Genomic DNA, 26074 nt, shown 5'->3' with positions numbered 1-26074 from the left:
TGCCATGCTCGAAGCCGTGACCGGAAACCTCACTGAGCCCGTCGCGACCCCCTGGACCCGCTCGGACGGCGGTGTCAGCGACGAAGACGTCCAGGCCATCGACCTCTGGTGGCGCACCGCGAACTACCTCAGCGTCGGGCAGATCTACCTGCTCGACAACCCCCTCCTGCGGGAGCCCCTCCAGCGAGACCACGTCAAGCCGCGGCTCGTGGGCCATTGGGGCACGACGCCGGGACTCAACTTCATCTATTCGCACCTGAACCGCGCGATCCTGCGGCGCCTGCAGCCCGCGATGTACATCATCGGCCCCGGGCACGGCGGGCCGGGGCTGGTCGCGGCATCCTTCCTCGACGGCACGTACACGACGACGTACCACGACATCTCGTACGACGAAGCGGGCATCAAGCGGCTGTTCACGCAGTTCTCGTTCCCGGGCGGCATCCCCTCGCACGTCGCGCCCGAGACTCCCGGCTCGATCCACGAGGGCGGCGAGCTCGGCTACGCGCTCTCGCACGCGTACGGCGCGGCGTTCGACAATCCCGACCTGCTCGTCGCGGCCGTCGTGGGCGACGGCGAGGCCGAGACGGGTCCGCTCGCGACGAGCTGGCACTCGAACAAGTTCATCGATCCTGCGACCGACGGAGTGGTCCTCCCGATCCTGCATCTGAACGGGTACAAGATCGCCAACCCCACGGTGCTGGCCCGCATCAGCGACGAAGAGCTCCACGCGCTGATGGTCGGCTATGGGCACAAGCCGCACTTCTTCGTCGCGGGGTTCGACGACGAGGACCACCTCTCCATCCACCGGCGCTTCGCAGAGCTGCTCGACACCGTCCTCGACGAGATCGCCGCCGTCAAGGCGGCGGCCGCGGCCGACCCTGCGATCGACCGGCCCGCGTGGCCCATGATCGTGCTGCGCACGCCGAAGGGCTGGACGTGCCCGCCCGAGATCGACGGCAAGCGCACCGAGAACTCGTGGCGCGCCCACCAGGTGCCGCTCGCCTCCGCGCGCGACACCGACGAGCACCTGCACGTCCTCGAGGACTGGCTGCAGTCGTACCGCCCGGAGGAGCTGTTCGACGCGTCCGGCGCCCCGAAGCCCGAGGTGACGGCGCTGACCCCGCCCGGCGACCTGCGCATGAGCGCGACGCCGCACGCGAACGGCGGTCTGCTGCTGCGGGATCTGGCGCTCCCCGACTTCCGCGACTTCGCGGTCGACGTGCCCGCTCCCGGCTCCGCACCGGTCGAGGCGACGCGCGTGCTCGGCTCCTGGCTCAAGGAGGTGATGGCGAGGAACCTCGACAACTTCCGCGTCTTCGCGCCCGACGAGCTCGCGTCGAACCGCATCCAGGCCGTGCTCGACGTCACCGACAAGGCGTGGAACGCGGCCCTCGATGACGACGACGAGCACCTCGGCAAGAGCGGCCAGGTCGTCGAGATGCTGTCCGAGCACCAGTGCCAGGGCTGGCTCGAGGGGTACCTCCTGACGGGCCGCCACGGACTGTTCACGTCGTACGAGGCGTTCATCCACATCGTCGACTCGATGCTCAACCAGCACGCCAAATGGCTCAAGGTCTCGCGCGAGCTGGAATGGCGGCGGCCGATCGCGTCGCTGAACTACCTCCTGTCGAGTCACGTGTGGCGACAGGACCACAACGGCTTCTCGCATCAGGACCCCGGCTTCATCGATCACGTCGTCAACAAGAAGGCGGAGGTCGTGCGGGTCTACCTGCCGCCGGACGCCAACACGCTGCTCAGTGTCTACGACCACTGCCTGCGCTCGCGCGACTACGTCAACGTCGTGGTCGCGGGCAAGCAGCCGCAGGCGTCCTGGCTCACGATGGAGGAGGCGATCCACCACTGCACGCGCGGCGCCGGCATCTGGGAGTTCGCGTCGAACGTCCCGACGGGCGAGGAGCCGGATGTCGTCATCGCGGCCGCGGGGGACGTGCCCACGCTCGAGGCGCTCGCGGCGATCGACATCATCCGGGAGGAGCTGCCCGATCTCAAGGTGCGCATGGTCAACGTCGTCGACCTCATGCGGCTGCAGCCCTCCGAGGAGCATCCGCACGGCATGACCGACCGCGAGTTCGACCAGCTGTTCACGGTCGACAAGCCGATCATCTTCGCCTACCACGGCTACCCGTGGCTCATCCACCGCCTCACCTACCGGCGCCACGGGCACCACAACCTCCACGTGCGCGGCTACATCGAGGAGGGCACGACCACGACCCCGTTCGACATGGCGATGCTCAACAAGATGGACCGCTTCTACCTCGTCATGAAGGTCATCGAGCGCGTTCCGTCGCTGGGCTCGCGCGCGGCCCTGCTGGCGCAGAAGCTCGACGACCGGCGCATGGCTGCACGCCAGTACGCGCGGCAGCATGGCGAGGACCCCGTCGAGATCCGCGACTGGGTGTGGCCGGACGCGCGCGAGGTCTCGGGCGAGGGGTCCGTCAGCGCGACGGCCGCGACGGGCGGCGACAACGAGTAGGGGCATCCCTCGCGCTGACAGCCGTCACTCAGGCTGCGTGGTCTGACCATATCTAGACTCGACCCATCGGGACATCCACGAAGGGGAGAGAAGAATGAGCACGCCCCCAGCCGGCGACACACGGTGGAGCCTGCCGCCGACGGACGGCATGGCATCGCCCGCCGTCTCGCTGGCGCCGCCTCCCCCTCCTCCCCCTCCGGCGGCGAAGGCGCGACGCGTGAAGCCGTGGATGTGGATTGTCGGCGCCGTCCTGCTGATCGGCTTCATCGTTCTGCTCTCGCCCATGATCGCGCTGGCCGCGCTCGCGGTGCTGATCACGGGCATCGTCGCGCTCGTGAAGGGCACTCCGACGTGGCTCGGACTCCGAAGCCGCAAGGCGGCGCTCGCCCTGACCTCCGTCGCGGCCGTCGTCTTCATGATCGCCGGCACGATCACGTCCGTGACGAACCGCCCGGACGACGCGAGCCGAACGGATGCAGCACCCGCCGCGACAGCGGAACCCGCGCCGCTGGTCGAGACCGCGAAGGCTCCCTCCCCCGCACCCGCGCCCCCCGCGGATGAGACCTGGAGGAACGACGCCACTCTGCAGGCGGACAGCCGGACGGCTCTCGAGGCGCTCGCGACGCTCGAGATCAAGGGTCGAGCACCGAAGACGGGATACTCGCGCGATGCGTTCGGGCCCGCGTGGAAGGACGTCGACGGCAACGGCTGCGACACCCGCGACGACATCCTTCGACGCGACCTCACCGCGATGACGACGACAGACCGGTGCACCGTGTCGGGCGGAACCCTGGGAGACCCCTACACCGCGACCTCCATCACGTTCGAGCGCGGCCCCGAGACCTCTTCGGTCGTGCAGATCGACCACCTCGTGGCGCTGGGCGACGCGTGGCAGAAGGGCGCGCAACAGCTCACCGAAGAGACCCGCCAGCCGTTCGCCAACGACCCGCTGAACCTCCTCGCCGTGTCGGGTCGGGCCAATCTGCAGAAGGGAGACGGCGACGCCGCGACCTGGCTGCCGCACAATAAGGCGTTCCGATGCGAATACGTCGCGCGGCAGGTGTCGGTCAAGGCCGCCTACGGCCTGTGGGTCACCCAGGCCGAGCACGACGCGATCGCGGGACTCCTCGAGGCGTGCCCCGGTCAGCGCTCGTACGTCTCGCTCTTCGCGCCGCCTCCCGTCGCTCCCGTGGAGGAGGCCCCTCCCGCGGACGTGCCCGCGGCGCCTGCCCAACCGGCGCCTGCCCAACCTGCGCCCGAGGCGCCGGTGAGCGTGCACTACGCGAACTGCACGGCGGTCCGCGCGGCGGGTGCCGCGCCGCTCTATGATGGGCAGCCCGGGTACTCGAGGAAGCTCGATCGCGACGGCGACGGAGTCGCCTGCGAGTGATCCCGGCCGGCAGGGGATGCCGCGCGCGCGCCGAGCGAGATCGACGCGTAGTGCCACTTGTCGTTTCTCGGTAGATGTGTATCGTTTGTCGATAGACAGTGACTGTTTATCGATAGGCGGATCATGCATCGCATCACCATCGCCGTCCTCAAGGGGCTCATCGTCGTGCTCGTGGGGCTGCTGCTGTTCTGCCAGATCGTCGTGCTGCCTGTCACGGCCTCCGGTCTCGCGCGCCTCTACCCCGAGTTCGCGGACCTCGAGGTTCCGGGGATCATCATCGGCGTCGTCTTCGCGGTCTGCGCCCAGATCGTGCTCGTGTGCGTGTGGCGCCTGCTGTCGCTCGTGCGCATCGACGGCACCTTCGACGAGAAGGCGTTCGCGTGGGTCGATGTCGCACTCGGGGCGGTCGTCCTGGCGACGCTCCTCATCGTCGGCTCGCTGCTCCTGCTGCAGGCGGCGGGAGCGAGCCCGCCGTCGATCGCGCTCCTGTGCCTCATCGGCATCGTGGTGGGCGCCGGCCTCTCACTTCTGATCGTCGTCCTCCGCGGGCTCCTGAAGAAGGCGTCCCAGCTCGAGCACGACCTGTCGGAGGTGGTGTGATGCCGATCGTCATCAATCTCGACGTCGAGCTCGCGAAGAAGAAGATGTCCGTGAACGAGCTCGCCGCCGCGATCGACATCACGCCCGTCAACGTGTCGGTGCTCAAGAACGGGCGCGCGAAGGCCGTGCGGTTCTCGACGCTCGACGCGATCTGCCGCGTGCTCGAGTGCCAGCCCGGCGACATCCTCGAGTGGGTCCCCGAAGAGACGGACGGGGGGGATGCCGCGTGAGCGCGTCGAGCGTTCCGGCCACGAGGCGCGTCCCGACGTGGAGCTCTGCGGCGGCCGGACGCCTCCTCGACACGATCACGTGCCCCGTGTGCGAGGACACCCCGATCACGCATCAGCGCTGCCCGAACTGCGGCGCCGACTTCACCGGAGGGATTGGAGCGGAGCTGTGGGATGCCTCGCAGGCCGCCGTCGCAGCCCTCGAGGCCCGCCAGTCCGTCCTCGACCGCGTGCCCGTGCGCCCCGTCGAGGACGCGACGGCGCCCGCCGTCTCGCGGCCGGCCGCGGCATCCGTCCTTCCCTCCGCGCCGCAACGCGCGAGCGCGACCGTGCAGTCCGTCCTCGCCGTCGCGGGCGCGGGGCTCGTCGCGATCGCCGCGATCGTGTTCACGTTCTTCAATCCCGATCTCACCGACCGCGGCGCGCGCGGCCTCATCATCGCGGCGATCACGCTCGCGTTCCTGTTCACGGCCCGGTCGCTCGCGCGAAGGGGCCTCCAGTTCTCCGCCGAGGCCGTCGGCGCGCTCGGGATGGTGTTCCTCGCGCTCGATGTTCAGGCGTTCTCGCAGCTCGCCCCCGACCGGCCGTGGACGCTCGCGGCTCTCGGCACGCTCATCGCGGGCGCGATCATGGCGGCTCTCGCCGTGCGGCTGCGGATCCGCGTGTGGCTGTGGACGTCGCTGCTCGGGCTCGCTCTCGTTCCCGCCATGTTCGCGTTCGACGCGGACGGGGCCGGCGTGTTCGGATGGCTCGGCACGGCCGTGGCGGCGAGCGTGCTCGTCGAGGCGGTCGGCGGCCTCGCACGACGGTTCGGCGACCCGCTGCGGTCGGAGCGGGTCGCGCTGACGATCGTCCAGGTCGTCGCGACCGTCGCGGCCTTCGGTCAGCAGTGGCTCGCGGGTGCCGACTCGGAGTCGGCGCGCTGGCTCGGGATGAGCGCTCTGCTTGCCGCCATCGCGGCCCTGTCGCTCTTCTCGACCCGCCATGTCGCCCGCTCGCTGTGGAGCTTCGTCGCGGGCGGCGCAGGGGTGCTCGCCTTCGTCGCGCTGCCTTTGTCGGCCGAGGCGGGCGCGATCCCGTTCTACTGGCAGTTCGCCCTCCTTCCGGCCGCCGCCGTCGTCGGCCTGAACGTCGTCGCTGCGCTCGTGCCGCTTCCGCGCACGGCGGGGCGGAGTCTCGTCACGGGCGGTGCCGTGACCGCGGTGGCGCTGAGCGCCTTCGCACCGACCGCCGTGGCGGGACTCACCGTTCTCCTCGCGGTGCTCCTGCGGCGCGACGGAACCGCGGGGGCGACGGATGCCGGCGGCACGACCGCCGTCATCCTGGGCCTGTCGGCCCTCGCCGCCGGACTCGTGCTCTTCTCCCTGCTGCGGGCGCGGAGGGATGCCGCCGCCCCGACCCGAGGGGCGGTCGGCCGCGCCGGCCCAGCCGCGGTGCCGGACGGCCCGGTCGCGCTGTCGGACGGTTCGGTCGCGCTGTCGGACGGTTCGGCCGCGATGCAGGACGGCCCGGACTCGCTGTCGGGGGACTCAGTCGCGCTGTCGATCGGTTCGGCCGCCGTGTCGAGCGGCCCCGCCGCGGTGCAGATCGGACACGCCCCGCTCGACGCCGATGAAGACGCCCGGGCCGACGCCTCCGCCCGCGGCGCGTCCGTCCTCCCGCCGATCGGCACGCGCTGGCTCGGCGACCTCGGGGTCTGGTACGCCGTGCTCGCGGGCCTCACACTGGCCAGCGCGCCCGGCGTCCTGCTCTGGGGGCGCATCGCGATCGGCCTGGGACTCGCGATCGCGGTCGGCGCGGCGCTCGTGCTCACGCCGCTGCGCACCGCACGGGCGGGGGCACGCGTGCCGCTCATCGTGGGCGCACACCTCGCGATCCTGCTGTGCGCCATCACGTCATGGCGCGACGATGCCGTCGTCGTGGGTGCGGGCATCGCCGTCGTCGTCACGATCGCGGCGATCGCGCGCACGGTCCCGGCATCCGTCCGCTTCGTCCACGCGGGCGCCGGCTACGCGTACGCGCTCGTCGTCCTCGCGACGGCGCTCACGCTGTGGGGCACCGATCCGATCCCCGTCGTCTGCCTGACGACGTCGGCGGGCGCGCTCACCGCCGTCGCAGGGACCTTCCTCGCATCCGTCCCGCCGCGCACGTGGTACGCGCTCCTGGTCGTCACCGCGGTTCCCTTCGCGCTCGGCGTCGTGCAGGTCCTGTTCGAACGCAGCGGATGGACCGCGCTCTCGACGGGGCTCATCTTCCTGCTCGCGCTCACGCTCGTCGTGACGAGGCGACCAGGGCTCGGCATCCCGGTCCGCAGCCTCGCCGCAGCCACCCTCGTACCCTCGCTCGCCGTCGTCGTGGTGTGCCTGGGCGCCCAGCTGCTCGCGGCGAGCGGGTCGCCCGTCGTGCTGCCCGTCATCGCCGTCATCGTCGCGCTCACGCTGCCGAGCACCGCGATGATCCGCTCGGCGCTCGCCTCGCGCATCGGCGAGCAGGACGCCTCGCTCGTGCGCCTCGCGATCGAGGCGTCGACGCTCCTGACCGCCGCGATCGCCGTGCTGCTCGCGATCGTGCGGGATGCGGCGGGACTGGGAACGACGTTCCTCGTGCTCGTCGTGCTCGGCATCGGCGCGGCGGCGACGTCGGTGTGGGCGAAGCGGCGCTACGGCTGGTGGCTCGCGGGCGCGTCGTTCACGGGTGCGCTCTGGTGCGTATGGGGGATGACGGGGGTCGGCGGGGTGGAGCCGTTCCTGCTGCCGCCGGCTCTCGGCGCCGCCGCCGTCGGCGCCGCCCTGACCGCGCGTGGAAAGCGGGGCGCGCCGCTGTACGCGTCGGGGCTCGCCGTTGCGATCGTGCCGCTCGTCGCGGTCCTCGCGATCGATGGGACCGTCGCACGCGGGTACGGGCTGGTCGCCGCGTCGTGGGTCCTCGTCGCGCTCGGGCTCTCGCTCGGGCTCGGACGGTGGCGGCACGCGTGGCGGCTGCGGGCTCTGCGCCCTGCGACGTTCGCCGCGGCGATCGCGGCCGCGGCGGCGGCGGCCGTTCTGGGAGTGCGCTTCGGCGCGGGCCTCGACAGCGCGCCGGACCCGCTCGTCGTGGTCTGCCTCGCGACGGGGATCGCGGGCGCCGTCCCGGCGGCTCTCGCCGCCCGCGGTCTGCTGTCGGGCGCTCGCCCGGAGTCGCGCCTCTCCCGAACCCGCTGGCTTCATGCCCCCGCCGCGCTCTGCGTGGCCGTCGCGGCGTGGCCCGCGATCCACCGCGACTGGTTCACGATCTGGACGATGTGGGCGCTCATGCTCGCGTATCTCCTCGGCGTCGTCGCGATCGCGTGGCGCAGCCGAGCGAGGACGACGAGCCTTCCACCGGTCTGGTTCGTCTTCGCGATCGCGTTCGTCACCGCCGTCGTCGCGTGGAGCCCGCGCGACCTGCGCGTCGAGTGGTTCTCGCTCCCCCTCGGCCTCCTCCTGCTCGCGGCCGGCGCCCTCCACCTCAGCACGCGGGATGCCGCGCCCCGCCGTTCCCCGAACGACTGGCCCGCCGGCTTCGCCGGCTCGTGGGCCCTGCTCGCTCCCGGGATCGTCGTCACCCTCGGCGCCTCGATCGCCGCGACCTTCACCGATCCTCTGACGTGGCGCGCGATCCTCGTCATCGTGCTGGCCCTCATCGCGATCCTCGTGGGCGCCGGACGCCGGCTGGCCGCGCCGTTCTTCATCGGCGTCGTCGTGCTGCCCGTCGAGAACGCCCTCGCGTTCCTCGTGCAGATCGGGCGCGGCATCCAGTCGATGCCATGGTGGATCACCCTCGCCGTCGTCGGAGCCGTGCTGCTGATCATCGCCGTCACGTACGAGCGGAGGGCGGGCGAGGACGCCGGCATCGCGGCGCGTCTGCGCGACCTCGCCTGACGCCGATCCAGACATCCGAGCAGGCGGAATCACGCCGCGGATGTATCTTTCGGGCGTTCACACGCTCGTTACAAATGCTGGTTCCACAACCGAGTCCGTGCGCGTAGAGTGAGGGAGTTCTCATGTTCGCGGCTGGGGCTTGCGGCAGGTCTCTTCGGAGATCGGAAGCAAGCGGGGGTGGACAGGGGCATCGGCGGTGGGGATCCGCCGATCTTGGGGAAGATGCATTCTGGGGAAGCGCATGCAGCAGTGGGTGCTGGTCGTGCCGTGTGAACGGTGGCGCGACCTATGACGACGTTCGCCGATGACGCTCTCGGCGGTCCTATCGCCGCGCCGCGACTGTCCGATCCGCTTCCACGCACGGTCATCACGCCGAGGGTCGCACCGGCCGTCGAGCGGCGCCTGCGGTGGGAGCGCAGCTACCGCCAGCGGGTCGCTCTCATCGACTCCGCCGTCGTGCTCCTGTCGTCGGGCCTCGCCGCCTGGATCCAGATCGTCACGATCGCGCAGGTCCACATCCTCGACGCACCGTGGCAGTTCGGTCGCGTGTTCCTGCTGACCGTCGCGATCTGGCTCCTGGCCCTCGCGCTGTTCCAGACGCGGGCCTCGCAGGCCATCGGCCACGGCGCGACGGAGTATCGCCGCGTCGGCCACGCCACCGGGATGGCGTTCGGAGTCCTCGCGATCGGGTTCGTCCTGCTGCAGTCGCAGGGGCTGCGCATGCAGCTGCTCGTCGCCCTGCCCCTGGGCACGGCCGGACTGCTGACCGGAAGGTGGCTCTCGCGCCGGTGGCTCGTCCGTCAGCGTCAGGCCGGCGAGTACGTCTCCCGCGCGATCGTCGTGGGCAAGCGCCGCGATGTCGAGTACGTCGTGAAGTCCGTGCACACCGACGACCTCAACGGATACCGCGTCGTGGGCGTCGCGCTGGAGGACGCCGACATCGAGACCCTCCACGTCGGCGGCCACTCCTTCAACGCGATGGGCAACCCGAACACGGCTCAGATCGTCGCCGCCCAGCTGAGCGCGGACGCCGTCATCGTCGCCAGCACGCCCGACGACGATCCGGACTACCTCAAGCGTCTCGGCTGGGAGCTCGAGGGAACGGCATCCGAGCTGGTCCTGTCGAGCCCCCTCGCCGATGTCGCGGGGCCGCGCATGTCGCTGCGCCCCGTCGAGGGACTGCCGCTGATCCAGGTCTCCATCCCGACGTTCGAGGGCGCTCGGTACGTGCTCAAGCGCGCGGTCGACATCGCCGTCGCCACGGTCGCCCTCCTGGGGATCGCCGTCGCGCTGCCGTTCATCGCGCTGGCCATCAAGCTCGACAGCCCCGGACGGGTCTTCTACCGCCAGCGCCGCATCGGGCGCGACGGCGAGCAGTTCTCGATGGTCAAGTTCCGCTCGATGCGCGAGAACGCGCACGTCGAGCGCGATGCCCTGCAAGACCTCAACGCGGGCGCCGGCCCCCTGTTCAAGATGAAGGACGACCCGCGCATCACGAAGGTCGGCCGGCTCCTGCGCAAGTACTCGATCGACGAGCTCCCGCAGTTCTGGAACGTGCTCGTGGGAGACATGAGCGTCGTCGGACCTCGTCCGCCGCTGCCCGACGAGGTCACGGCCTACGACGGCAAGGTCTACCGCCGCCTCTACATCAAGCCGGGGATCACGGGCCCGTGGCAGGTCGGCGGGCGCAGCGACCTGTCGTGGGAGGAGTCGGTGCGACTCGACCTCCGCTACGTGGAGAACTGGTCGGTCACGAGCGACTTCGTCCTCATGTGGCGCACGGCCGCCGTCATGGTCGCCCCGAAGGGCGCGTACTGATCCCCTCCGACCCGGCGGAGATCGGGACCCGCGCACGCGGGCTCGCGGAGCGGGCGCGGTCTCGATGGACGCTCAGGTTGCGAACAGCCCTATTCGGTATGCTGTCCTGCGCCTCGGCCGACGAAGGTCTGCGGCCGGTCCACGCGAGACGCGAGAGCATCTGAGCCGCCCGGGAGTGAGGACGGCGGGTGCACCGGACGAAGTACCCTCGGTTTTCAGTAGCGACGGCCCTCAGGCCCGACATGCCAGGAGCAATGTGACATTCCGCGAGATCCTCAATGTGCTGTGGCAGCGACGATGGGCCATCCTGCTCGTCGTCGTGCTCGCGGTGCTCGCGGCCGGGCTCTATGTCGTGAGGCAGACGCCCGTCTACCAGGCGAGCACGACCCTCAAGCTCAACGCGGCTGCGGCATCCGGAATGATGGAGCAGTACTTCGGCTCCATCCCCGTCGACTTCGACACGGAGAGCATCGGCTCGCCCGAGGTGCTCAAGGCTGCGGCCGAGATCGTGGGCGAGACGCCCGCCACCGCCCTGTACGGCACCACCACCTGGCGGGTCGTGGAGGGCGCCCGCACCGACCGGATCATCATCACGGTCACGGGTCCCTCGCCGGGGGTCGCCAACGACCGGGCGAATGCCGTCGCCGACGCGTACATCACGTACATCAACAACCAGGTCGCCGCGGGGCTCGTGGCCCTGCAGGGCCAGCAGGCCGACAAGGCCGCCCAGGCGGCCGACCTGCAGCGTCAGGTCACCGCCAACCCCGACGACAGCATCGCCAGCTCGAGCCTCGCCCGCGCGTTGAGCTCGCTGGGAACCCTGAGCACGCAGGTCGAGGCGATCACCCTCGCCGGGTCGCCGCTCACGGTGCAGACCCCGGCCGATCCCGGCAGCCGCGTCGGCAACCCTCCCGCACTGGTCCTGGCGGTCGCGTTCGCGGTCGGCCTGATGGCGGGCATCGGGATGGCGCTCATCTGGGTGCAGTTCGACACGCGCGTCCGCGACGAGCGCGAGTTCGAGTCGCTCGTCGACGTGCCCCTGATCGCACAGCTGCCGTGGGACCCCAAGCTCACCAAGCGCGACGACCGGCTGCCGGTCCTGGCCCGCGCCCGCACACCGCTCAACGAGGGCATCCGCTCGATGCGCACGAGCCTGCAGGTGCTCGCCCGCACGTCCGGCTCGATCTTCGTCATCACGAGCGTCGAGCCCAACGACGGCAAGACGTTCGTCTCCGCCAACCTCGCCGCGACGTGGGCGCGCTCGGGCAAGCGCATCGTGCTCATCGGCGGCGACCTGCGCCGCCCCGAGCTGCCGACCTATTTCGGCGGAGCCGCGGAGGGCCCCGGTCTCGCGGAGCTGCTCCAGAAGGCTCGCGACAGCCACGAGCCGATCTCCGGCGAGGATGTCGAGCAGCTGCTCTCCGACACCGACATCGCAGGGCTGAAGATCCTGCCGGCCGGATCGGAGCCGCCGGATCCCGCAGACCTCCTCGCGAGCGATTCCCTCAGCCTCGTGCTGGACCTCGTGCGCGCACGCGCCGACGTCATCATCGTCGACAGCCCTCCCTCGTACGCGCTGACCGACGCCGCGCTGCTCGCGAAGCACGCGACCGGGGCGGTCGTGCTCGCGTCGCTCGGCCGCACACGTCGAGACCGATTCGTCGACACGGTCGACGACCTCGTCGCGAACGACGTGGCCGTGGTCGGAGTGGTCGCGAATCGCTCCCGGAAGCGCGTCCCCAAGTCGTACGACCGCTACTACAGCTCCACGCGGGACATGCCCCACGAGCGCCGCTCGTCTGGTCGTGTGCGCCTGGACCTGCGTCCCAGCGCGGGCAAGCCCGCTGTGCCGAAGGATCTCGACGACTTCGAGACCGCCGACGACGAGGTCATCCTCGACGAGCCGATCGCGACCGACGAGCACACGACCGAGGAGCACGCCGACAGCCCGATGAGCGCCGCGAAGGGGAATGCGCGTTCAGGCGGGTAGCTCGCGCAGGATGCCGAGCATGGCGGCGACCCGCTCATCCCAGGTCGGCACGTCCTCGGCGGGCAGCGTCCGAGGCTGCTCCGCGATGAGGCCGGCGACCTTCTCGGGGAAGTCCTCTGCGCGCGCCACCGCGACGCCCCGCCCGTCGCGCTCACGGAAGCCGGCCACGGGAGTGCTCGCGATGGGGCGGCCGACCGCGAGGTACTCGTAGAGCTTGATCGGATCAAGGCTCTCGGTGAACCCGTCGACGACGTGGGGGACGATCAGGACGTCGGCGTGCTGGAGGTACGCGGGCACCGCGTGCCAGGGCCGGGCGCCGAGGACGTGCACGTTCGGCTGAGCCTCCAGGATGGCGGTGTTCTCCGCCGTGAGCGCATTCGGCCCCACGAGCACGACGGACGCACCGCGGTCGCGCAGGGCCCGCGCCGTGCCCACCACGAGATCGACGTCGAGTCGGTCCTCGTGGAGAGTGCCCGCATACAGTGCGACCTCGCCCGCCGAAAGGTCCCCGGGCCGGGCCACGGGCGTACGGTAGCGATCGACGTCGACCGCGTTGGGGACGAGGTGGACGGGGCGCACGCGCCCGCGCGACGTCTCGAGTCCGCGCGAGCAGACGACGACGGCATCCGCGACTCGCAGGAGCAGGGCGTCGGTCTCGCGCAGTCGACGGCTCTCCCTGCCGGAGCGGGTCGCCTCGACCCAGTCGTCCGTCATGTCGTAGAGCGACGGCCATCCGGTCTCGACGACGATCTGCGCCCAGCGCGGGTCGTTGACCCACAGGGCTGGGCGCTCCCAGCCCAGGCGGCGGACGGCCCTGGTGACCTGACGGCGCAGGAGCCGATCCGCTGTCGACCCGGCGACGCGCGGGAGCCACTTGGTCGGTTGGAACAGGATCAGCCGGCCGTCGCCGCCCGGTGGGACGCGACGGCCTGCGCCCGGCCGCGGAAGCCGCCGCGAGAGCGCCGCGTACACCGGATCGGCGGCAGGCTCGACGAACAGGACCCGCAGCGCGGGATCGAGGCGCAGGAGCCCGTCGATGAGGTACTGGTTGCGCCGCCAGACGTCGTCCCACGGCTCCAGCGACAGGACGACGATCGGTCGCGTCACACGATCCTCCGGTAGACGTCGAGCGTTCTCGTGATCTGGGCGTCGATCGTGAACTCCGTGCGCTGGCGATCGCGCAGCGCAGCCCCGTACCGCCCGCGGAGCGCGGCGTCCGCCACGAGGCGATCGAGCTCCTCGGCGGCGGCCGCGGCATCCCCCGCGGGATACAGCGCAGCCTCCGCGACGGGGCCGACGGTCTCGCGGTGACCGCCGGCATCCGTCGCGACGACAGGGAGACCGTGCGCCATCGCCTCGATGACGGACAGGCCCAGGCCCTCGACGCGGGTCGGGGCGAGCAGCACCGAGGCGCGGCGGTAGAGGTCGCCCGTGTCGCGGGCGAAGCCGAGGAAGTCGGTCGTGCCGCCGATCCCCAGCTCGGCGGCCAGGCTCTCGAGCCGACGTCGCTCGCCGCCGTCCCCTGCGATCCAGAGCCGCCATCCCTGCGCGCGGGCGCCGCTGAGGCTCCACGCGCGCAGCGCGTCATCCGTGAACTTCTCGGCCTCCAGACGCTGCAGCACGAGCACGGCGTTCTCCCGCGCACCGGACGGCACGTCCGCCACCGTGGCCACACCCGTGTGGATCACGACGCTCTCCGACTCGATCCGCCCGGCGACGAAGTCCGAGATCGCGATCTGCCCCGCAATGCGGGTGGATGCGAGCCGGCTGACGACGCGCGCGGGCACACTGCCGCCGCGCGGCGCAGCGAAGTGGCGCGTGCTGACGACGCGAGCGCCCTTCGGCCGCACGAGCGCGCCGAGCGTGTCGGCATCGGTCATGTGGGTGTTCAGGATGTCGATGTCCGACACGCGCGCGAGCGATCGCCGCGCCTCTGGGATCGTCGACCCCGGCAGCCACGCGACGCCGGACCGCGACAGGCGGTCGGGGAACACGGTGGGATCACCGCCGACGACCGTGACACGGCAGTGAGGTGCGAGTCCTTCGGCGGCCGTGAGGACGTAGCGTTCGACGCCCGCGAACGCCCCCGAGCACACGAGCTGGACGACGTGCACGCCTACTCCTCGGAGGACAGGGCCGCGACGGGCCCGCGCACATAGCGGCGCAGGCGCCTGGCCGCCTCTTCGCGCCGGCCGCGGGGCAGCACGACGGCGCGGATCCCGGCACCGACGATGACACCCCCGCGGTGGACCTGCCAGCCGAGCGGTCCGAAGTGCTTGCGCACGTACTTCTCGCCGCTCGCGTGGAACAGCGCCTCCCGGCGATCGGAGTCGCCTTCCGTGGCCGCGCCGATGTGCGTCGCCGACGTGGGCTCGACGGCGATCGTCCAGCCGCCGTCGATCGCGCGCTTCTGCCAGTCGACCTCCTCGGCGTAGAGGAAGAACCGCTCGTCGAACCGCCCGATCTGCGCGAGCGCCTCGGCACGCAGGAGGAGCAGCGACCCGATCGCGAACCCGTGCGCGCGGTTCAGCCGGCCGAGGCCGACCGCCTCGAGCCACGTGCGCGCAGGATGCGGGAACGGCCACCATACGCGCGCGGGGCCGCCCGTGCCCGGATCGGTCTGGGTGGCGCCCACCGCGGCCGTGCGCGCCGTCGCGTGCAGGCGCTCGTGCATCGCGTCGACGTCGCTCGGGTCGACGCGCGCATCGGGGTTGAGCAGGAGCACGTCATCGCCGGCGAGCCCGCGCTCTGCGAGGGAGTCCAGCGCACGGTTCACGGCGGCCCCGAACCCGAGGTTGCGCCCCGGATCGACGTAGTGAGCACCGACCCGCTCCGCGATGCCTCTCACGTCGGCCGACGACGAGTTGTCGACGATCGTGACCGGGAAGTCCGAGCCCAGTCGCTCCAGCGCGCCGTCCAGCAGTGCGGGATCGCCGTAGGCGACGGCGACGACCTGCGGGCGGCGGGCCGCTCCCCCGTCGTTGACCGGCGCGACGGCGCGGTACAGCTCGTCCTGCTGCTCGGCGACCCGTTCCCAGGTGAACTCGTGCGCTCGCTCGAGACCGCGCGTGCGCAGCCGCGACCACTCGTCCGGCTGGAGGGCGGCGTCGAGGGCCTCGGCGAGCGGAGCCGACCGGCCCGGCTCGACGAGGATGCCCGCGTCGCCGACGACGTCCGGGATGGCCCCGGAGCGGCTCGCGACGATGGGAACGCCCGAGGCCATCGCCTCGACGGCGACGCGACAGAACTGCTCGAGCCAGCGCGGAGTCGGCACGGACGGGATCGCGATGACGTCGAGCCGGCGGTAGCGCTCGGCGAGCTCCCCGCCGGACGCGAACCCGAGGAAGGAGACGCGGTCGGCGATCCCGAGCTCGGCGACCAGCGCGCGCAGGCTCTCGCGCTCCGGGCCGTCGCCCGTGATCTCCACCCGCCAGTCCGGCCTGCCCGCGATCGCCCGCAGGAGGTGGTCGACGCCCTTGTGCGGCTCGAGCCGGCCGATGTATCCCACGACAGCCGCGGAGGACACGGCATCCTTCGGCGCGGGCGAGAACTGAGCGAGGTCGACGCCGAGCGGGATGAGCGGAACCTCTCCGCGCAGGCCCTTGCGCACGAGGATCTCGCCCGCCTCGCGGTTGCACACGTAGACGCCCGCCGCTCCGCGCAGAGCCCACCGCTCGAACCAGCGGATCGGCACGGGATACCGCTTCTCGATGTTCTGCGCCGAGTACAGCAGGTACGGCGCCCTGTTGCCGCGCAGGCGCCGGAAGAGCAGGATCTGGGCCGTCGCGATCGCGAAGGGCTCCTCGTGGAGGTCGATCAGGTCGACCTCCTCGCCCAGCGCCCGCCACAGCGGCCGGGGAGCGAAGAGGAAGCCGTTCGGGTGCGTGCCGAACGTCGTCACGCCCTCCACGAACGTGTCGTCGCCCGCCTCGAGCGCCACGGTGCGGCCGCCTTCGTCCCACTTGCGGGCAGACAGCAGCTCGATGTCATGACCCCGAGCGCGCAAGGCGCGCTCCCGCTCCCGCCACGCCGAGACGACGGCATGGTGAGCCACGCGCAAGACTTTCACAGCCCTCCCCAAAGCATGTTCCCCGTACGACACTCTAGACGCACGAGGATGCCGCGCCGCGGCGCCCGTAGAATCCAGTGGATGCGACTACCAAGCACGCGTCGAGCCGCGCGCGAGGCCGCGACGCCTCGGGTTCTCTACGTGTGCACGGCGAACCAGTGCCGCTCCCCGTTCGCCGAGCACATCGCACGGAGAGCGACAGGGTCGCGACCGCTCCTGGTCGCGTCGGCGGGCTTCCGCGCCGCGGGGGAACGGGTTCCCTCGACGGGGCTGCGCGTCGCCGAACAGCGCGGGCTCGCCCTGGAGCGCCACCGCAGCCGCCGGATCGACGACGTCGATCTCGACTCGTTCGATCTCATCCTGACGATGGAGCGGCAGCACGCACGCGACATCGTCGCCGCTCACCCCGCGCTCGCCCCCCGTGTGTTCACGGTCAAGCAGTTCGACCGCTGGGCGGCGGCGCATCCCCGGGGGGCGGGGCGCGCTCTCGGACCGTGGCTTGACGAGGCGGCCGCGGACCGGCCCCCGGCCGACCTGCTGGGCATCAGCACGCAGGACGACACGTTCGACCCGATCGCGAGCCCGGCGCCCGCCTGGATCGCCATGGCGGACGAGCTCGAGGAGCACGCCGCCGCGCTCGTGCGCTGGATCAACTCCCCCGGCGTCGGCACGCGCGCGTCCCGCAGGGCTTCTCGAGGCTAGACCGCGAGACCGTCGAGCTCCTTCGCGAGCAGACCCCACGCCCATGCCCAGTCGTGGTCCTCGGCTCGCGCGCGCCCCGCGGCGCCGAGTTCGCGGCGCCGTACGGGATCGCCCGCGAGCGAGGAGATCGCGGCGGTGAGCTCCTCCGGCCGGTCCGGGTCGAAGAGGATCCCGGCATCGCCGAGCGCTTCGGGGATGCCGCCCCGTCTCGAGGCGATGACGGGGACGCCGCTCGCAAGCGCCTCCCCGACGGTGAGCGGGCAGGGGTCCGGCCAACGGGAGGGCAGGACGAGCATGTCGGCGGACCGGAGCAGCCCTGGGAGGGCGGGCCGTTCGACGAACGCCTCGAACCGCACGGTCCCGCGAACACTGCTCGCGAGCTCCCTCAGCCGCGTCTCGAACGGGCTCAGGGGCGCTTTCGGGTCGAAGCCGTGGCTGCCGATGATCACGTACTCGACGTCGCTGCGCTCGACGCCCGCTGCCGCAGTGAGCAGGATGTCGGCGCCCTTCTCGGGGATCGCCCGGCCGAAGAACATGACGCGCAGCGGACCGTCCTGCCTGGGCGGCGCGGGAGTGAACGCAGCGGTGTCGACGCCGTTGCCCACGATGCGCACACGGTCGTGGAGCGACGTCGGCAGGTGCTCCTTCAGCTGCGCCGCGAGCGACTCGCTCACGGCGACGATGAGCGCGGCCGACGAGAGCGAGCGCGCCGACTCACGTCGCGTGTAGGTGCGGAGGATGTCGTTGTGCGCGTAGAGGACGGGCACGTGGTCGCTGTCGCGCAGCAGCCAAGGGACGACCGTCGCGTTGTGCGCGAGCACGATCCCGGCCGGCTGGCGCAGGAGGCTCGACACCGCGGGCTGGAAGTACCGGGCGGCGTTGCGCCGCGGGCCGCCCACGCGGCCGAGAGCGGCGTCGAGGTAGCGCTCGCGTGCGGACGGCGCGGGGACCCCGTCGAACTCGACGAGGTCGGCCGAGTCGTAGCGAGGACGGTAGGTGTCGGCCTGGAGCACGACCGCATGCCGGTACCGCGGATCGCCGTCGCCGTCGCGTGCCGCCGTGGCGAGCCCGTGCACGACGGTCGGAACGGCGGAGCCGGTCCGTGGAGAGTAGTGGTCTCCGGGCGTGATGACATGGTAGACCGGCGTCGTCACGCGGGAGCCCCCCTCGCTCGCCTCGTCGACGAGGCGATTCGTCTGTGTTCCGGCATCCGCCCGCTCGCCTGAGCGGCGCGATCGTGAGCCTGGACGCCGTAGCAGATGCCCGCGATGATCCACAGCAGCGAGGCCTGGCCGGCCACCCAGTAGAGGTCGAACTGCGCCTGCGCGAACCTCGTGAGCACGACCGCGGCGCCGACGGTGCCGTACACGGGGTCCATCTTGATGAGGGCCCACAGGGCGACGGCGAACATCAGGAGGAAGCCGATCAGCCCCACGACCCCCACCGACGAGAGCACTTCGAGCTCGACGTTGGGGGGCTGGAACCTCGCGGTGAACCGATCGGTGTACCACCACCGCAGCCCGACCCCGAACACGGGCGAGGTGATCCACACGTTGAAGGTGTCCTCGTACCAGGTCAGGCGCTGGTGGGCCGAATTGAAGGTGTTGTCGGACGCGAGCTGATCGACCACCTGGCTGATCACGTAGATGCCGACGGGAATCGTCGAGAGCCAGATCCAGCGCGACCGCTTTCCGCTCTGCGGACGCGGCCGCAGAGCGATGAAGAGCACGCCGATGACGGCGCCGACGAGCCCCTGCCTCGACTGGGCAGCGAGCATCCCCAGACTGCAGATCGCCAGGACCGTGTAGGACCACCGTCGGCTCCACCCGAGCCACACGGGTCTCGCGAACGCGACGACGGCGGCGATGGCGAGCATGCCGCCGATCGTGTTCTTGTGCAGGTACGGAAGGTACGCGGGAGAGAGCACGCCGTACTGCGCGAGCGATACGACGGTCGCGATCATGGCCGCGATGGCGATCCCGATGCAGGCCAGCGCATAGATGCCCATCGCCGCCCGTGCCTTGCCCGTGCGTCCGATCGCGAAGCCGACGATCATGCTTCCGAGGACGAGCACGACCTCGTGCGCCCACTCGACGATGTTCTCGGGGTACGCGTAGAGGATCTGCACGGGGATCGCCGAAGCGAGATAGATGATGCCCGCCCAGATCAGCGGCTGCATGGGACGCATGTCCTTGGCCTTGATCAGCAGCAGGGAGACCGCCGTCGCGAGCGCCAGCACGACGTCGCTCACGCTCAGGGCGCCGCCGACGCGCACCATGACGAGGGTCGCCGGGACCGCGAGCATGGGGACGAGGGTGAGGTCGGTCGCCGCGATGCCGACGACCAGGACCCCGACCGCTGCGGGGACCGCGATGGACGAGTCGCGCGCCGTGAGCACTCCGACGACCGCCCCGACGACCGCGAGCGCGATCAGCCCCACGGTCAACGGCAGCGCCGCCCTCACACGCGTCACCGCGTGCGTCATCCCCATGCGTACATGTTAGGGGTGCCCGCTGGGAGTCTCACCCGCGAATCAGGCGGCGCAGGCGAGCACGCCACGTGAGCAGGACCGACCGCGCGCGATGCGTGCGCGCACGCCGCGCCCAGAGCCGCTTCTCGGCCCGTGTCGGACCGTGTCCGCCGAGCAGAGGCCGCACGAGAGCGACCGTCTCGGCGAGCGGACGGTCCAGATTGCTCTGGAACACGAAGAAGGCGTGGGGGGCGTCGGGCGAGAACACGTCGGCCAGCTGGTCGCGCAGCGCGCGCGACGAGAGGTGATCGCCCACCCAGACCGATCCGTTCAGCGAGTACGGGCGATCGCCGTCTCCGCTGGCGGTGTACAGCGCGTCTGCCGCGCCCGTGTCGAGGACGTGGGTCCAGTACAGCGTGTACTCGGTCCACCCCTCGTCGGCGAGGTCCATCAGGGTGCGCGTCCAGTGCATCCCGGGGTGCTCGCGCTCGATCCGCTCGCCGAGGGCGACGAGCGAGGGCGCGTGCATGATGGCCGGCGTGACGCCGAACACGGGCTGGTCGGAATCGATGACGAGCCCGCTGCGCAGCACGCGTGCACTGTTGCGCCACCAGTCCATGTGCGCACCGGCGGACTCCTGCTGCCACAGCGCCCGCCCGCCGGGGAGGAGGAACTCGCGGTCGACGGGCCGTGCCGCCACGACGTCGGCGTCGAGCGTGATGAACCACGGCGTGCGCACGACCGCGGGAGCCGCGAGCTTGATCACCTGCTGCTTCATCCATCCCGCGGCGTCGTGGTCGAGGTGCGGGATGACGTCCTTCTCGTCGACGACGCGCACGGGGATGCCGAGCGCGGGCGGTATCCGCCTCGTCGCCTCGGCGACGTCGCGCTCGGGAGTGATGACCACGAGCTCCTCGACGAGCCCGTCGCCGAGGAATCGCTCGAACGACGGCACGGCGAGCGCCAGGAAGCGGTCGATGTCGGAGACAGGTCGGTTCGGATCCCTGCGGATCACCGCGACGAGGGAGATGGCACGCGCGTCTTCGGTCGTCACGCGATGAGGCTACCAGCGGGCCGATCGCCTCCCGACGCCGCCCTCCAGACGTCCGCGTGGATGCGCAGGCTGCGCTCCCACGTGAACTCCGCGGCGCGTGCGCGACCCGCAGCGACGGCGGCGTCGCGGTCGAACTCCGCAGACAGCGCATAGCGGACGCCCTCGGCGATGCTGTCGGGCGTCGGATCGACCAGGATCGCCGCTCCGCCCGCGATCTCGGGCAGGGAGCTGGTGCGAGCGGCGACGACCGGCGCCCCCGCCGCCATCGCCTCGAGCACGGGAAGCCCGAAGCCCTCGTAGAGGGACGGGACGACGACGGCGGACGCCCCAGCCATGAGCCGCGGCAGCATCCCGCCGGGAAGCCTGCCGACCCGCAGGGCGCGCGGGAGCTCGCGGAAGAGGCCGTCGCGCCGCGGATGCGGCGGGCCCGAGAGCACGAGCGTGACGTCGGGAACGGCATCCTGCAGTCGCTCCCAGGCGCCCGCGAGCCCCTCGAGGTTCTTGCGCTGGGTCGCTCCGCCCGCGTGCAGGACGTAGCGGCCCGTGATGCCCAGCGACTCGCGCTCCGTCATCGACAGCGGCTCGGCGCCGTCGAAGCGCTCGTCGATGCCGAGGTGGGCGACATGGAGGCGCTCGACCCCGAACATCTCGGCGACGTCCTCCGCCGTGTGCTGGGAGACGCAGATGACGGCGGCGGCCTCGCGCAGCTCGTCTCCGGCGCTCGCGATGCGCGCACCCTCGTCCGGGAAGCGCCAGGCGACCGTGTCGTGCATCGTCAGCACCTCGGCCCGCGCAGGCGGAAGCCCCAGGTCCATCCTGTGGACGAGCACTCCGCCCGGGTACAGGAGCCGGCCCAGCACCGCGCGCTCGCGGCGTCCCGCGCGGGCGAGCCGTCCGACGGGGACGCGGGCGGTGCCGGGCAGCGTGGAGCGCAGCGAGCGGGCGATGAACCGATCGACTCGCCACGATCCGCCCGTGGAGCTCAGCGCGTCGGCGGCACGCGACGCGACCTGCTCCTCATACACCTGCGCGCCCATCGGGACCGCGCTCGCCGACGTGGCGATCACCAGCCTGTTCATTGACCACCTGCACGTCGCGGTACGCCAGGACGCCGTCGGATCGCGGCATCCCGTTGGGCTACTCTAGCCGGGGGACTTTCTGGGGAAGGCGGGGGATGTCACGACTTCTCTGGATCAGCGCTGAGGTGCCCGATCGCAACGGTCAAGGCGGGCAGCGGCGACAGTTCCACCAGATCCGCGAGCTCGTCAGGCTCGGGCACGAGGTCACCGTCCTCGCGCCGCAGTCCAGCCAGGACGACACGAGCATCCGCCGCATCGCCGCCGTGCGGCGTCCGAAGCTCGAGGTCTTCGGCCGGTTCGTCCCCTCGATCGCGGTGCGGCTGCGCAGCCGGATCGCGACAGAGGAGTGGGACGCCATCGTCGTCTCGCACGTCGAGTCCTCGTGGCTGCTTCCCGCGCGCGAAGCGCTGCGCGCCCCCGTCCTGACCGACGTGCACAACGTCATGAGCCGGTGGCATGCCGATCACGGCCGCCCGGCGGAGGCCGAGGCCGCCTTCCTGCAGGAGAGGCGGGCGATCGCGAACAGCACGATGCTCACGACCTGCTCCGAGCAGGAGCGCCGCCGACTCGTCGAGGCGCACCCGGACGCCGCGGACAAGACGTTCGCCGCGCCGCTGGGAGTCGACCCCGACGAGTGGCCTGCCGCGCCCTACTCCCGGGAGCGGCCCGTCGTGGCCATGTTCGGCTCGTGGTCGTGGACCCCCAACGCGAGGGGGCTGCACTGGTTCGCGACGGAGGTGTGGCCCCGCGTCCGCCTGCGCACGCCGGACGCGCTCGCCCTCGTCGCCGGGTCGGGCGTCGAGGATCCGTCGTCGCTGCCGGAGGGCATGACCTCCGTCGGGCGCGTCGCCGACCTCGCGGCGTTCGCGGCGAAGGCGACCGTCGTCGCGGTCCCCGTGCTGGAAGGCGTCGGCGCGGCCGTGAAGTTCGCCGAGTCGCTCGCGACGGGCGCCGCCGTCATCGCGACGCCCGACGGGGCGAACGCATTCGAGGAGGCGCCGGCCTTCGTCAGCGCAGACCCCGACGAATGGGCCGCGTGGATCGCCGAGCGACTCGCGCGCAGAGGGCTCGAACCCGCCCCGGCTCCTGCGCGGTCATTCGCCCTGCGCGAGCTCACCTGGGCGGCCGCGGTCGCCCCCATCGACGCGTGGCTGCGCACCCTCCACGCCGAGGATCGGGCCCCCTCACCGCGTGTATCGTCTTAGCGTGGGGAAGGGTTAACGTGGGGAACGGCTCTCAGGCCATCGCGATCCGTGCCATCGGCCTCGGCAAGACGTACAGGATCGCATCGACCGAAGCTCGCGCGTCGACCCTCGTCGAGGCGGTCTCGCAGCAGTTCCGTCGGGGCGGGGCACGCGAGAAGACGACGACGTTCGACGCGCTGCACGACCTCGACTTCGAGATCCCGTGGGGCGAGGCGGTCGGCATCATCGGCCGCAACGGCGCAGGGAAGTCGACGCTGCTCAAGGTCCTCACCAGGATCACGGCGCCCACGCGCGGCCGGCTCGAGCTCGACGGCCGCGTGGGCAGCCTTCTCGAGGTCGGGACGGGCTTCCACCCCGAGCTGACGGGGCGTGAGAACATCTTCCTCAACGGCGCGCTCCTGGGGATGCGTCGCAAGGAGATCGCCGTCCAGTTCGATCAGATCGTGGACTTCTCCGGGGTCGAGAAGTTCCTCGACACCCCCGTCAAGCGCTACTCGTCGGGCATGTACGTGCGGCTCGCCTTCGCCGTGGCCGCGCACCTCGAGACCGAGATCCTCGCGATCGACGAGGTGCTCGCCGTCGGCGACGCCGAGTTCCAGCAGAAGTCGCTCGCCAAGATGCGCGAGGTCGCCAAGTCCGGCAGGACGGTCCTGTTCGTCAGCCACCAGGCCCAGACCGTGCGCGCGCTGTGCACGTCGGCGCTCTACCTCCAGCACGGACGCCTCGTCCTCCAGGGAACCGTCGACGACGCGCTGACCCGCTACCGCGAGAGCTTCGACACGTGGGCGGAGGCGCAGTCCTCTCCGGAGAACCGCCCCGGCACAGGCGAGATCCGCATCCGTGCGGTCGAGGTCCCCGAGTCCTACTCGGAGCCTGCGGCGCCCAGGACCGTCCAGATCTCGATGGACAGCCAGCCGAGCCTGCCGGGCGCCTATTTCATCTCCTGCCACATCAGCGATCTCAACGGCACCGTCATCGCACAGTGCGACTCGCGGGTCACGGGTCTGTGGTTCGACCCGTCGTCGCCGCACGACATCACCCTCACCGTCACGCAGCCCTGGTTCAAGCCGGGCCGCTACTCGGTCGACGTGTTCGCATGCCGATCGGGCGAGAACGCGATCCTCGATGCGTGGGAGGGCGCGGCATCCTTCGAGGTGCTCCCTCACCCGCCGTACGAGCACGCGTCGGCGCCGGACGCGACCGAATCGGGAATCATCTTCCCCGACTTCAGCTATCGAGAGCGCACACCGTGACAGCCGCCTCGACCGACCCCGGGCGTGCCCTCGTGTCGGCGAGCCTCGTCGTGTGCACGACGGGGCGCAGCGACCGGATGCCGGGGCTCGTCGCACGCCTGCAGGCGGCGCTGCGCGACCAGCGCGCCGTGTCCGAGGCCGTCGTCGTCGACAACTCCCCCGAGGGATCTCTCTCCGAGCTGGCCGGCGACGGCATCCGGGTCGTCCGTGCGGCGCTGCCGGGCCTGTCGCTCGCGCGCACGGTCGGATGCATCCAGGCGCGGGGGGACGTCCTCGTCTTCACCGACGACGACGTCGAGTTCGCCCCGTCGTGGCCGGGGCGGATGGCCGCGCCCATCCTCGCCGGAGAGCTCGACGCGACGGCGGCGCCCGTGCGGCTCGGCCCCGAGTTCGACGACATCGCCTCCCCTCTCCTGAGGGGCTGGCTCGCGGAGGCGAATCTGCCGGGGGATGCCGTGCGGCTCGTGGGCGCCGGCATGGCGCTGCATCGCGACCTGCTGGGGCTCGGCGTCTGGGACCAACGGCTCGGCGCAGGCGTCGCCGGGACGGCGTTCGGCGAGGAGACGCTCTTCGAGTCGATGATCCGGGCGCAGGGCGCGCGCATCGACGTCGTGGCGGACGCCGAGGTCGTCCACCACCCCGACGCGACGCGACTCGGTCCCGACTACTGGCGCCGGACGGCTCAGCAGAAGGGTCTGTCGGAGGCGTACTTCGCCTACCACTGGCTCGGCGAGACGATGCCCCGTCCCGCGCTGCGCACGGCGCGTCGGCGCGTGCGCCTGTGGGTCCACCGGCGTCGGCACGGATCCGACCCCGCCCGGTTCGAGCAGGAGCTGCGGCTCATCCACTCGCTCGCGGTATCCGCCGGGTTCTCGCGAGAGTCGCGGTCCCCCCGCGCCTACCCGCCCCGCGCCGCCGGCTCGCCCACGCGGGCGACGCCATCCGTCCCCGCCGCCTCCGTCGGCTCTCCGGAAACCCCCCGAGGCTAGGTCCCATCATGCTGCGAACGGTCATCCTCCCGCCCCGCGCGCTCTCGCTGCCACCCGCGCGCGAGCTGTGGAACGCCCGCGAAGTGCTCTATCAGTTCGGCAAGCGCGACATCCTGCTGCGCTACCGGCAGACGGCCGTGGGTGTCGCGTGGGTGCTCATCCAGCCACTCGCGTCCGCCGGCATCTTCGCGATCGTGTTCGGCCAGGTGGCGAACCTGCCCAGCGGCAACGTGCCGTACTTCATCTTCACGCTCGCCGGAATGCTCGCCTGGAACCTGTTCAACGGCATCATCGGGCGCGGCGCGGGATCGCTCGTGTCGAATCAGGCGCTCGTCGCGAAGGTCTACTTCCCGCGGATGCTCGTGCCGCTGTCGACGATCATCTCCGTGATGCTCGACTTCTTCGTCGGCTTCGCGCTCTTCGTCGTGCTGCTGTTCGTCTTCGGGGTGAACCCGGGATGGGCCATCCTGCTCATCCCCGTGTGGGTCGTCGTGACGATCCTGATGGCGTCCGGCATCGCCATCGCCGCGTCGGCCCTGACCGTCAAGTACCGCGATGTGACCTACATGCTGCCGTGGATCCTTCAGATCCTGCTCTACGCGACGCCGATCGCGTACTCCCTCGAGGCCGTCGACGCGCATCTGCTGTGGATCTTCAACATCAATCCGCTCACGTGGCTGATGGAGGCCTTCCGCTGGTCGCTGCTCGGCGAGGGCCTGCCGCCCGCGTGGCAGCTCATCGCGCTGCCGGTCGTGTCGCTTCTCACGTTCGCAGGAGGCATCATTGTCTTCCAGGCGATGGAGCGTGGGTTCGCAGACGTCATCTGATCGGGGGC

At 71.3% G+C, this 26074-nt stretch carries 19 protein-coding genes; 12 read left to right on the top strand and 7 right to left on the bottom strand.

The window, feature by feature from the left end; genetic code table 11:
- The first annotated feature begins 4 nt into the window (after window positions 1–4).
- The 7 genes from FHS08_RS08100 (at window position 5) to FHS08_RS08070 (ending at window position 12418) form a co-directional block, all read left to right on the top strand.
- The gene (locus FHS08_RS08100; protein ID WP_167037734.1) at window positions 5–2494 is read left to right on the top strand and encodes a phosphoketolase family protein; all 2490 of its coding nucleotides are present in this window, start codon (window positions 5–7) and stop codon (window positions 2492–2494) included.
- A 94-nt stretch (window positions 2495–2588) separates the two neighbouring features.
- Window positions 2589–3884 carry a GmrSD restriction endonuclease domain-containing protein gene (locus FHS08_RS08095; RefSeq protein ID WP_243847255.1) on the top strand — a complete coding sequence of 432 codons (1296 nt, stop codon included), beginning with the start codon at window positions 2589–2591 and terminating at the stop codon, window positions 3882–3884.
- A 123-nt stretch (window positions 3885–4007) separates the two neighbouring features.
- Entirely contained in the window at window positions 4008–4484 is a 477-nt protein-coding gene (locus FHS08_RS08090) for a DUF2975 domain-containing protein (protein WP_167037731.1), read from the top strand.
- On the top strand, window positions 4484–4714 hold the full coding sequence (locus FHS08_RS08085) for a helix-turn-helix domain-containing protein (RefSeq protein ID WP_167037728.1): 231 nt from the start codon (window positions 4484–4486) through the stop codon (window positions 4712–4714). The genes FHS08_RS08090 and FHS08_RS08085 overlap by 1 nt, the downstream gene beginning before the upstream one ends.
- Entirely contained in the window at window positions 4711–8610 is a 3900-nt protein-coding gene (locus FHS08_RS08080; protein ID WP_167037725.1) for an SCO7613 C-terminal domain-containing membrane protein, read from the top strand. The genes FHS08_RS08085 and FHS08_RS08080 overlap by 4 nt, the downstream gene beginning before the upstream one ends.
- A gap of 288 nt (window positions 8611–8898) precedes the next feature.
- Complete coding sequence (locus tag FHS08_RS08075; protein WP_167037723.1) at window positions 8899–10428, top strand: sugar transferase; 1530 nt, start codon at window positions 8899–8901, stop codon at window positions 10426–10428.
- Between the two features lie 256 nt (window positions 10429–10684).
- Window positions 10685–12418, top strand: coding sequence for a polysaccharide biosynthesis tyrosine autokinase (locus FHS08_RS08070; RefSeq protein WP_167037720.1), 1734 nt, complete (start codon window positions 10685–10687; stop codon window positions 12416–12418).
- On the opposite strand, the gene FHS08_RS17280 is transcribed toward FHS08_RS08070, so the two are convergent.
- Genes FHS08_RS17280 through FHS08_RS08055 form a run of 3 tightly spaced genes read right to left on the bottom strand, consistent with a single transcriptional unit; the run spans window position 12407 to window position 16472 of the window.
- Window positions 12407–13525 carry a glycosyltransferase gene (locus tag FHS08_RS17280; protein WP_167037718.1) on the bottom strand — a complete coding sequence of 373 codons (1119 nt, stop codon included), beginning with the start codon at window positions 13523–13525 and terminating at the stop codon, window positions 12407–12409. The two genes, FHS08_RS08070 and FHS08_RS17280, sit on opposite strands and share 12 nt — an antisense overlap.
- On the bottom strand, window positions 13522–14532 hold the full coding sequence (locus FHS08_RS08060; RefSeq protein ID WP_167037716.1) for a glycosyltransferase: 1011 nt from the start codon (window positions 14530–14532) through the stop codon (window positions 13522–13524). The genes FHS08_RS17280 and FHS08_RS08060 overlap by 4 nt, the downstream gene beginning before the upstream one ends.
- A gap of 2 nt (window positions 14533–14534) precedes the next feature.
- Window positions 14535–16472: a glycosyltransferase gene (locus tag FHS08_RS08055; protein WP_167037713.1), complete on the bottom strand. Its 1938-nt coding sequence runs from the start codon at window positions 16470–16472 to the stop codon at window positions 14535–14537.
- Window positions 16473–16568: 96 nt separating this feature from the next.
- On the opposite strand from FHS08_RS08055, the gene FHS08_RS08050 reads away from it, so the two are divergent.
- The gene (locus FHS08_RS08050) at window positions 16569–17189 is read left to right on the top strand and encodes an arsenate reductase/protein-tyrosine-phosphatase family protein (RefSeq protein WP_167037710.1); all 621 of its coding nucleotides are present in this window, start codon (window positions 16569–16571) and stop codon (window positions 17187–17189) included.
- Here the strand turns inward: FHS08_RS08050 and FHS08_RS17275 are convergent.
- Genes FHS08_RS17275 through FHS08_RS08030 form a run of 4 tightly spaced genes read right to left on the bottom strand, consistent with a single transcriptional unit; the run spans window position 17186 to window position 21780 of the window.
- Window positions 17186–18343, bottom strand: coding sequence for a glycosyltransferase (locus tag FHS08_RS17275; protein ID WP_167037707.1), 1158 nt, complete (start codon window positions 18341–18343; stop codon window positions 17186–17188). The genes FHS08_RS08050 and FHS08_RS17275 overlap by 4 nt on opposite strands.
- A complete protein-coding gene (locus tag FHS08_RS08040) occupies window positions 18340–19680 on the bottom strand; it encodes an O-antigen ligase family protein (RefSeq protein ID WP_167037704.1) in 1341 nt (446 codons plus the stop codon). Before FHS08_RS08040 ends, FHS08_RS17275 begins: the two co-directional genes overlap by 4 nt.
- Window positions 19681–19711: 31 nt before the next feature.
- Entirely contained in the window at window positions 19712–20713 is a 1002-nt protein-coding gene (locus FHS08_RS08035) for a DUF6492 family protein (protein ID WP_167037702.1), read from the bottom strand.
- Window positions 20710–21780, bottom strand: coding sequence for a glycosyltransferase family 4 protein (locus FHS08_RS08030; protein ID WP_341800362.1), 1071 nt, complete (start codon window positions 21778–21780; stop codon window positions 20710–20712). The genes FHS08_RS08035 and FHS08_RS08030 overlap by 4 nt, the downstream gene beginning before the upstream one ends.
- Before the next feature lie 107 nt (window positions 21781–21887).
- Between FHS08_RS08030 and FHS08_RS08025 the strand changes: the two genes are divergently transcribed.
- Genes FHS08_RS08025 through FHS08_RS08010 form a run of 4 tightly spaced genes read left to right on the top strand, consistent with a single transcriptional unit; the run spans window position 21888 to window position 26066 of the window.
- A complete protein-coding gene (locus tag FHS08_RS08025; RefSeq protein ID WP_167037696.1) occupies window positions 21888–22997 on the top strand; it encodes a glycosyltransferase family 4 protein in 1110 nt (369 codons plus the stop codon).
- A gap of 17 nt (window positions 22998–23014) precedes the next feature.
- Entirely contained in the window at window positions 23015–24250 is a 1236-nt protein-coding gene (locus FHS08_RS17270; protein WP_167034302.1) for an ATP-binding cassette domain-containing protein, read from the top strand.
- Window positions 24247–25239 carry a glycosyltransferase gene (locus FHS08_RS08015; RefSeq protein ID WP_167037693.1) on the top strand — a complete coding sequence of 331 codons (993 nt, stop codon included), beginning with the start codon at window positions 24247–24249 and terminating at the stop codon, window positions 25237–25239. Before FHS08_RS17270 ends, FHS08_RS08015 begins: the two co-directional genes overlap by 4 nt.
- 8 nt (window positions 25240–25247) lie before the next feature.
- Complete coding sequence (locus tag FHS08_RS08010) at window positions 25248–26066, top strand: ABC transporter permease (protein WP_167037690.1); 819 nt, start codon at window positions 25248–25250, stop codon at window positions 26064–26066.
- Window positions 26067–26074 lie beyond the last annotated feature (8 nt).

The sequence above is a fragment of the Microbacterium ulmi genome (genome assembly GCF_011759705.1).
Lineage (GTDB): Bacteria > Actinomycetota > Actinomycetes > Actinomycetales > Microbacteriaceae > Microbacterium > Microbacterium ulmi.
This window is presented reverse-complemented; position numbering and strand designations above follow the sequence as displayed.